This is a genomic window from Roseomonas sp. TS2, assembly GCF_058833935.1.
This window is the reverse complement of the sequence record NZ_JCACVY010000348.1, coordinates 1-1,405: the sequence shown is the minus strand read 5'-3', so window position 1 is coordinate 1,405 and position 1,405 is coordinate 1. Positions and strand designations below refer to the sequence as shown.

Below are 1,405 nucleotides of genomic sequence, written 5' to 3'. Positions count from 1 at the left end.
CCGTTCCGCGAGGGGCGGCCGGAGGGCGCGCCGGTGGAACTGCTCACCGGCTTCCGCACGCCGGAGGGCGAGGCGCGCGGCCGCCCGGTGGGCGTGCTGCCCACCCGCGACGGCGCCCTGCTGGTGGCCGACGATGTGGGCAACGCCGTCTGGCGCCTCAGGCGGGAGTGAGGCGCGCGCTCAGCGCGCGCGCCCGGCGGCGGGGGCGGGCCGCAGCCGCTCGGCCAGCACCAGCGCCAGGGCGCCGGCCAGGATCAGCGCGGCCATCGGGCGCGCCGTGCCGTCGGCCAGCTGGCTGAGCAGCACGCCGCTGCACCCCGCCACGGTGAATTGCAGCGTGCCCATCAGCGCCGAGGCGGCGCCGGCCTGGTTGGCGTGGCGGCTGAGCGCGCCCACCGCCGCGTTGGGCAGCACCAGCGCCGAGGCGAACATCATGACGAAGACCGGCGCCAGCAGGCCGAGCCAGTGCGGCACGCCGAGGAAGGCCTGCGCCGCCATGACGACCGCCGCGGCCAGGACCACCCAGCAGGCGCCGCGCACCAGCCGCCGGGCGCCGAAGCGCAGCAGCAGCGGCGGGTTGCACTGCGAGCCGACGATGAAGCCCGCCGCGTTGACGCCGAATAGGATGGCAAAGGTGGAGGGCGCCAGCCCGTACTGCCCGACGAACACCGCGGCCGAGCCGCCGACATAGGCGAACATCAGGAACATCGCCGCGCAGCCCATGGCGACATGGGAGTAGAAGCCGCGCTCGCGCAGCACCGCGATGTAGCGCAGCAGCATGGCGGCGGGGCCGAGGCGCAGGCGCCGCTCGGGCGGCAGCGTCTCCGGCAGCAGGCGCCAGACCAGGGTGGCGGAGATGACGGCATAGGCGGCGCTGAACCAGAAGATCGGCCGCCACGAGCCGAAGGCGAGGAACAGCCCGCCGATGCTGGGCGCCAGGATGGGCGCCGCGCCCATCACCAGCATCAGCCGCGACATCAGCTTCGCCGCCGCGTGGCCATCGGCCAGGTCGCGCACCACGGCGCGCGGCAGCACCATGCTGGCCGAGCCCCCGAAGGCCGCCACGCAGCGCCAGAAGGCCAGCGCCTCGATGTTCAGCGCCAGGGCGCAGCCGATGGAGCCGATGATGTAGACCACCAGCCCCGCCAGCAGCGGCCGGCGCCGGCCGAGCCGGTCGGCCAGGCTGCCCTGGACGATCTGCCCCACCGCGAGGCCCAGGAACCAGGCCGCCAGGGTCAGCTCGGCCGAGCCGTGCGGCGCGCCGAACTCGGCCTCGATGGTGGGGAAGGCCGGCAGGTACATGTCGATGGAGAGCGGGCCGATCGCGGTCAGGAAGCCCAGGAGCAGCGGGAGCCAGGACGGCATGAGGCGGATTCCGGCAAAGGCGGGACAGATGGACAAGGCG

1 protein-coding gene is annotated in these 1,405 nt (G+C 74.8%); it reads right to left on the bottom strand.

Annotated features, from left to right (window positions below; genetic code table 11):
- Positions 1 to 180: 180 nt before the first annotated feature.
- Entirely contained in the window at positions 181 to 1,365 is a 1,185-nt protein-coding gene (locus tag ACZJYS_RS24295) for a multidrug effflux MFS transporter (RefSeq protein WP_493180643.1), read from the bottom strand.
- Positions 1,366 to 1,405: the final 40 nt, after the last annotated feature.

What these genes read in the sequence shown, in the direction of transcription:
- ACZJYS_RS24295 (WP_493180643.1), bottom strand. Translation starts at nt 1,365, where the DNA reads ATGCCGTCCTGGCTCCCGCTGCTCCTGGGCTTCCTGACCGCGATCGGC.